Annotated in this window: 3 protein-coding genes; 2 read left to right on the forward strand and 1 reads right to left on the reverse strand. The window is 76.6% G+C overall.

Translation table 11 applies throughout. From position 1 onward, the window contains the following. Positions 1-9 precede the first annotated feature (9 nt). Complete coding sequence (locus KBX37_RS05245) at positions 10-2,688, forward strand: hypothetical protein (RefSeq protein ID WP_210774786.1); 2,679 nt, start codon at positions 10-12, stop codon at positions 2,686-2,688. A gap of 54 nt (positions 2,689-2,742) precedes the next feature. Here KBX37_RS05245 and KBX37_RS05250 read toward each other — a convergent pair whose 3' ends face one another. Continuing rightward, the gene (locus tag KBX37_RS05250) at positions 2,743-4,155 is read right to left on the reverse strand and encodes an alkaline phosphatase PhoX (protein WP_210774787.1); all 1,413 of its coding nucleotides are present in this window, start codon (positions 4,153-4,155) and stop codon (positions 2,743-2,745) included. 191 nt (positions 4,156-4,346) lie between these two features. On the opposite strand from KBX37_RS05250, the gene KBX37_RS05255 reads away from it, so the two are divergent. Continuing rightward, positions 4,347-6,884 (forward strand): FtsK/SpoIIIE domain-containing protein, encoded by a 2,538-nt coding sequence (locus tag KBX37_RS05255; RefSeq protein WP_210774788.1) that lies wholly within the window; start codon positions 4,347-4,349, stop codon positions 6,882-6,884. Positions 6,885-6,948: the final 64 nt, after the last annotated feature.

Genomic DNA, 6,948 nt, shown 5'->3' on the forward strand with positions numbered 1-6,948 from the left:
AGGTGCGCGATGCGAGAACCGACCACCCGGCAGCGACCCCGGCCCGCCCAGGACCGGCTCCCCACCGGGGGGCCGGAGCTGCTCACCCTGCTGGCCCGGCTGCTGCGCCGGCCCCGGCGCGGCGACCGGCGGCTGCCGCTGCTCTGGCTGGTCCGCGCCGCCGGCGCCGGTGACGTGGCGGGGCTGCTGCGCCGCTTCGTCGGCCAGGGCACCGGCCGCCGGGTGCCGCACGCCGTGCTCGACCCGGCCACCCGGCCCACCGCCGACGACATCCCCGCCGTGCTGCGCGAGCTGCACCGGCAACTGTCCCTGGAGGCGTTCGGCACCGCCCGGCTGCGGTTCCGGCACTACCCGCTGGCCGACTGGCTGATGCACCAGACCCTCGCCGACGGCGTCGACGCCGCCGACAGCGGCCGGGCCGCGCTGGTGCGGCGGCTCCGTGACCGACGGGGCCGGCGCTCCGCCGAGGAACCTCCGGTGACCGGCGAGTCGGGCTTCGGCACCGCCCTGCAGGTGCTGCTCTGGCTGCTGCGCCGCGCGGTGCCCAGCGCGGTGTTCCGGATCGCCGTCTCCGGGCGGGTGCCGCTGGTCGGCCGGCACTACCGGTGGTTCATGCGGCAGCAGTACCTCGCGCCCCGGCAGTCGGTGACCTTCCTCGGCTTCGCCGAACGGCTTACCGCCGGCTGGCGGGACGGCGAACAGCCGGCCCAGGTCGACAAGCTGCTGCTGCACGCCTTCCTGGAGGACCTGCGGCAGGCGTACCGCCGGCGGTTCTGGCGGCCGGGGGACTGGCGCCGCACCGCGTACCCGGTGCTGCTGCTCGACGGGGTCGCCGTGGGCACCGTCGGGCACACCCTGGTCCGGCTGCTCAACGACGTCCGCAACGAGACCGGTCGCAACGACCCGCTGCTGGTGGTGGCGGTCGCCGACGAGCCGCCGCCGGAACTGCCCGCCACCCGCGTGCTGCGCGAGGCCGACGAGGCGTACGAGGAGTGGGCCGAGGCGCTGCCGGAGACCCGGCGACTGCGCCGGGCCGCCGCCTGGCTGGTCGTCCTGCGGTTGGCCGCCGGGGACGTCGTACCCCCACCGGGGGTCACCCCGCGGGCGCTGGTGGCGCCGGACCCGCCCTGGTGGTCGCGGCGTTTCCTGCCGGCGGCGGTGGTCCTGGTGCTGCTGCTGGCCGCCGGGGCGTGGGCCGACCGGCGGTGGGCACCCGACTGCCACCCGTCCCCGACCGGGCAGGTCCGGGTGCAGATGGTCGACGGTGAGTGCGTCGGCTACAGCGACAGCGCGGGGCAGCTGTTCAACAGCGACCCCGGCCAGGACCGGCTCCGGGCGGTGCAGCGGCGGATCTTCGCGCAGAACCGCGCCGCCGAGGAGGTCTGGCGGCGCAGCGAGCACCGTCGCCCGTACCTGACCCTGGTCTACCTTGGCTCGCTGACCGGCAACCGGACCCGCGCGGACGAGGAGTCGTACGTCTCCGAGCGGGAGGAACTGGAGGGCATGGCGACCGCCCAGTACGCCCTGCTCAAGGAGTCCGCCGCCGCGGACGGCGCCGCCCTGCTGCACATCGTCGTCGCCAACGGCGGCCGGCAGATGCGCCACGCCGGTCGGGCGGTGACCATGCTGGAGGGTCTGGCCCGCGACGACCCGACCCTGCTCGGCGTGGTCGGCCTGGTGGAGAGCCGGACCAGCACCGCCGCCGCGCTGCGGGAACTCAACCGGGTCGGCCTGCCGGTGCTCGCGCCCACCCTGTCGGCCGACCGGATGGACCAGAACTCCAGCCTCTACCTGCAGATGTCGGCGCCCAACTCCGACCAGGCCCGGATGCTGGAGGGGTACGCCCGGCAGGTGTTGAAGGTGACCGAGGCGCACGTCTACCACACCACCGGGGAGGGCAGCTCGCTCGCCGACGACCTCTACGTCTCCACCCTCGTCGACGGCCTGCGGGAACGCTTCGGCGACCGGCTCACCCGGCTGGACGAGTGGCGTACCGGGCGGCGGCTGACCCAGGAGTGCGGCTACCCCGGCGTGCTGGTCTTCGCCGGCCGCTGGTCGGAGTTCGACGGGTTCCTGCGCGCGCTCAAGGAGTGCGGCGCGAACCCGCCCCGGCACCTGCTCGCCGACGACTCGGTCAACCGCTACATGGCCAACGCCGGGCTGCGGGCCAGCGCACCCGGCAACCTGCCGGTGACGTACGTGTCGAAGGCCGCCCTGGCCACCTGCGGCGCGCTGCGGGCCGCGCAGGCCCGCCGCGACGACGCCCGGGGCACTTTCCTGAGCTGGGTGCGCGCCGACGACCTGCTGGAGCCGCCGCGCTGCCGGGACGACGCCGGCCCGCCGGTCGGGGAGCGGGTCAGCCTCGCCTACGACGCGTCGATGATGATGGTGCGGGCCCTGGAGAGTCTCGCCGCCCGGCTGCGGCACGCCGACACCGACCGGCGCTGGGAGCCCCGCGCGGTCAACCCGGCCGGCGTGCACGCCGAGGTGCTGCGGCAGAACGCCGCCGGCGGCTACCCGGGCGTCGCCGGGGTCATCCGGTACGCCCCGGACTCCGGTGAGCCGGTCGCGAAGCGGATCGCGCTGCTGCGGGTGGCGGAGGTGCCCGACGTGGCCGCGGAGCCGGTGGAGGTGTACCACTGCGGCGCCGCCGACGGCCCGCCCGATCCGGCGTGCCGTCCCGCCTGAGGGCCGGGCGGCCGGCGTCCCGGTCGGAGACGCCGGCCGCAACCGCCGCCGGGATCAGGCCGGATCGGCGTTGCTCGGCCGCCCCCACGGCCCGGTGATCGCGAAGACGTAACCGGGGGACTGGATGTTGGCGAACAGCACCGTGCCGTCCGCGCTGAACGTCGGGCCGGCGAACTCGCTGTCGTTGAGCTCGTTGCGGGCCAGCGGGTACGCCTTGCCCTGCGCGGTCACCCCGACGAGGTGGGACAGCCCGTCGCCGTCCTCGGCCAGGATCACCCCGCCGTAGGGCGAGACGGTGATGTTGTCCGGGCCGTCGTAGCCGCCCTCGACCGACGGGTCCGGGTTGACCCCGAAGATGGTCTTCAGGGTGACCGTCTCCGAGCGCGGGTCGTAGAACCAGACCTGGCCGTCGTGCTCGTTGACGCTGCCGTCGGCATGCCGGGCGAAGCTGGCGACGAAGTACGCGCCCCCGTCGGCCCACCAGGCGCCCTCCAGCTTGCGGCTGCGCGTCACCTGCTCGTCGGTGAACTGCTTGCGCACCGAGACGGTCTTCGCGTCCCGGTCCGGCACGTCCATCCACCGCACCTTGTAGCGGGTGCCCGGGGTGGTCGCCTCGGACAGGTCGGCGATGTGCCGGCTGTCCTGGAAGCAGTTCATCGCCTGCAGCTCGCCGGCGGTGCCGCCGTCGGGGCGCAGGGCCAGGGCGCGCAGCGCACCCTTGCCGCCCCGGAAGCCCGACGGCGGCGTCCACCGGAAGTACAGGCCGTTCGGCCCGCCGGCGTCCTCGGTGAGGAAGATCGAGTGGGTGTACGGGTCGACCGCCACCGCCTCGTGCGCGTAGCGGCCGAGGAACGTCAGCGGCACCGGGTCGCGGTTCTGCGCCCGGTCGTGCGGGTCCACCTCGAAGACGTACCCGTGGTCCTTGAGGTACCTGCCACCGGCCCGCTGCTCGGTTTCCTCGCAGGTCAGCCAGGTGCCCCACGGGGTGATCCCGCCGGCGCAGTTGTTGTGGGTGCCGGCCACGCTGACGTACTCGCGCAGCCGCCGCCCCGCGGCGTCCACCTCGATGGTGGTGGTGCCGCCCCGGGCGCCCGGGTCGTAGGTGAGGCCGGGCAGCGCCGGCACCGGGTAGGGCTCGCTGCCGCCGATTTCGTGGTTGTTCACCAGCACCGACCCGGTGGGGGACCGGAAGCAGCCGTTGGCGTCGGGATCGCTGGGCGTCGGGTGGCCGCTCTCCAGCAGCGTGCTGCCGGCCTGCGCCACGATCGTGTACGAGAAACCGGGCGGCAGCGCCAGCAGGCCGGCCGGGTCCGGCACCAGCTCGCCGTAGCCGACGGCCGGGCGGCAGGCGGCCCGGGCGGCGGCCGGTCCGGCGATCGCCTCCAGGCTGCCGGCCACCACGATGCCGAGGCCGCCGGCCGCGCCGCCGCGCAGCAGGTTGCGGCGGGAGATGGGGGAGGAGGTCACGTCGTCACCTTCCAGTTCTTTCACCGTGTCATCCGCCAGCAGGCAATCCGGACCGGCGGAACACCGGGCGGCGCGGCGGCGGACCGGCAGGTGAACAGTGGACCAACGGCTCGGACGCGACGCCTGGTGCGGCGCCGGCCCGGCTCCGTTAGGGTTCCCTCGACCGGACAGACGTGGTGGGGGAGCAGACGGTGGGCAGGCTCGCGTCGGCGTACGGCCAGGCGGTCACCGCCCACCGGCGGGCCCGTGACCGGTGGACCCGGGCCCGGGCGCTGCTCGACCGGCTGGCCGGGCAGCCCGTGCCGGAACGCACCGTCGACCTCGTCGCCCGGCTCGGCCGCCTCGCCGCCGGCCTGACCGCCCCCACCGCACCGGCGACCCGGCCGGCCGGCGAACCCGCGCCGGTGCGCGTCGGCGACGCCACCACCGCCGACGGCCGGTTCCCGCTGCTGCTGCCGCTGGGCGCCGGCCGGCACCTGGCGATCAGCGCCGACGCCCGCGACCCCCGGGTGGCGGTGCTGCTGCGGGTGCTGATGCTGCGGCTGCTGGCCACCGCCCCACCCGGCGCCGTCCGGGTGGTCGGCATCGATCCGGCCGCGCTGGGCGCCACCTTCCTGCCGCTGCGGCCGCTGCGCGACGCCGGCGTGCTCGGCGCGACCGCCACCACCGAGGCCGAGATCGGCGCGCTGCTCGACGCCGCCGAGGCGCACGCCCGCGCCGCCCAGCAGGCCGACCGCGACGACCACGAGCTGCTGCTGGTGGTGGCCGCCTCGGTGCCGGCCCCGCGCGAGCTGGCCCGGCTCGCCGCGCTCACCCACGCCGGGCCCGCCGCCGCGGTCTGCGTGCTGCTCGCCGGCCATCCGGTGGCGCCGCCCGGGCCGGCCCCGCCGCTGGGCGCCACCACCACGCTGCGGCTCGACGAGCGGTACGCCTGGGTCGGCGACCCGCCCGGGTACCCGTTCGGCGACGACGGCACCGGGCTGGCCGTACCCGTGCTGCTCGACGGCGACCCGCCGCAGGAGGCCGTCCGCTCCCTCGCCGGGCGGCTGGCCGCAGCCGTGCGGCGCGACGCGGCGCTGCACGTCGCGGACCTGCTGCCCGAGCGGCGCTGGACGGAGTCCGCGCGGGCCGGGCTGCGCACGGTGGTGGGCCGGGCCGGGCGGGAGCCGGTCACCCTCGCCTTCGACGACGCCACCCCGCACTGGCTGGTCGGCGGGCGCACCGGCGCCGGCAAGACCGTCTTCCTCGTCGACGTCCTGTATGGACTGGCCGCCCGCTACTCCCCGGCCGACCTCCAGCTCTGGCTGCTCGACTTCAAGGAGGGCGTCAGCTTCACCGAGTTCGTGCCCACCGAACGGGACCCGTCGTTCCTGCCGCACGCCCGCACCGTCGGCGTCGAGTCCGACCGCGAGTACGGCCTCGCCGTGCTCCGCGAGCTGCGCCGGGAGCTGGGCCGCCGGGCCGAGGAGTTCAAGCGGCACGGGATCACCAAGCTCACCGACCTGCCGGCGGACGCGGCGGTGCCCCGGATCGTGACCGTGGTGGACGAGTTCCACGTGCTGCTCGCCGGCAACGACCGGCTGGCCCGGGAGGCCGTCGACCTGCTGGAGGAGCTGGCCCGCAAGGGCCGCTCGTACGGCGTGCACCTGGTGCTGGCCAGCCAGAGCACCACCGGCGTCGAGGCCCTCTACGGCCGCGCCGAGACGCTCTTCGGGCAGTTCGCGCTGCGGGTGGCGCTGCCCGGCGGCGAGGCCGTGCTCGGTCCCCGCGCCGCGACCGGCGCCGCCGGCACGGTCGGCACCGCCGTGGTCAACACCGCCGCCGGCGCGCCCGGGGCCGACCTGCTGGTCCGCTTCCCCGACGCGCACGCCGACGCCCGGCAGGTCGCCCGCCTGCGCTACGAACTCTGGGACGACCGGCCGGAGGGCTGGCCGCCGCCGGCGGTCTTCCGCGGCTACGAGCCGGCGCACCTGGAGGACGAGCCGGCCGCCGCCGCGCTGCGGCCCGGCGCCCGCCGCCCGTCGGCGCTGGTCGGCCGCACGGTCGACGTGGCGGGCAGCCCCGCCCGGTTCGCCCTGGACGCCGCCCCCGGGCGGCACCTGGCCGTGGTGGGCACCGCGCCGACCGGGGCGCACGTGCTGCGGGCCGCCGCGCTGAGCCTGGCCCGCCAGCACGCCCCGGGCGAGGCGGAGTTCGTGCTCGCGCCGCTGGTCGAGGCCGCCGACGAGCTGGCCGACGAGACCGCCGCCGGGATCAAGGCGGCCGGGCACCCGGTCACCGTGGTCGACCCGGCCGAGCTACGCGGGCGGATCGGCGAGCTGGCCGCCGACCCGGGGCAGCGGGGCCGGACGTACCTGGTGGTCTTCGGGGTGGACGCGGCCGGCGCGATCCTCGCCCGGACCGACCCGGAGACCTTCCGCTCCGGCCATGACGACCTGCGGGCGCTGCTGCGCCAGGGCCCCGGCCACGGGGTGCACCTGCTCGGCTGGTGGCGCGGGCTGCGCCGGCTCGCCGACGACCTCGGCGGCTCGCAGAACCGCGACGACGTGGCCTGCCTGGTGGCGCTCAACGTGCCCGGCGCCGACCTGGGCCTGCACCTCGGCGTCACCGACCTGGCGTACACCCCGCGGGCCGACCGGGCGCTGCTGGTGGACCGGCACGCGCAGCGGACCGCGCTGATCGTGCCGTTCGTCCGCCCCGGGTACCGGCCCGAGGACGAGGAGCGCTGAGTGTCCACCTTCGACGAGTACGCCGCCGCGGTGCGCCAGCTCTCCGTGCAGGTACGCGAGGGCG

The organism is Micromonospora sp. U56 (genome assembly GCF_018070095.1).
GTDB lineage: Bacteria > Actinomycetota > Actinomycetes > Mycobacteriales > Micromonosporaceae > Micromonospora > Micromonospora purpureochromogenes.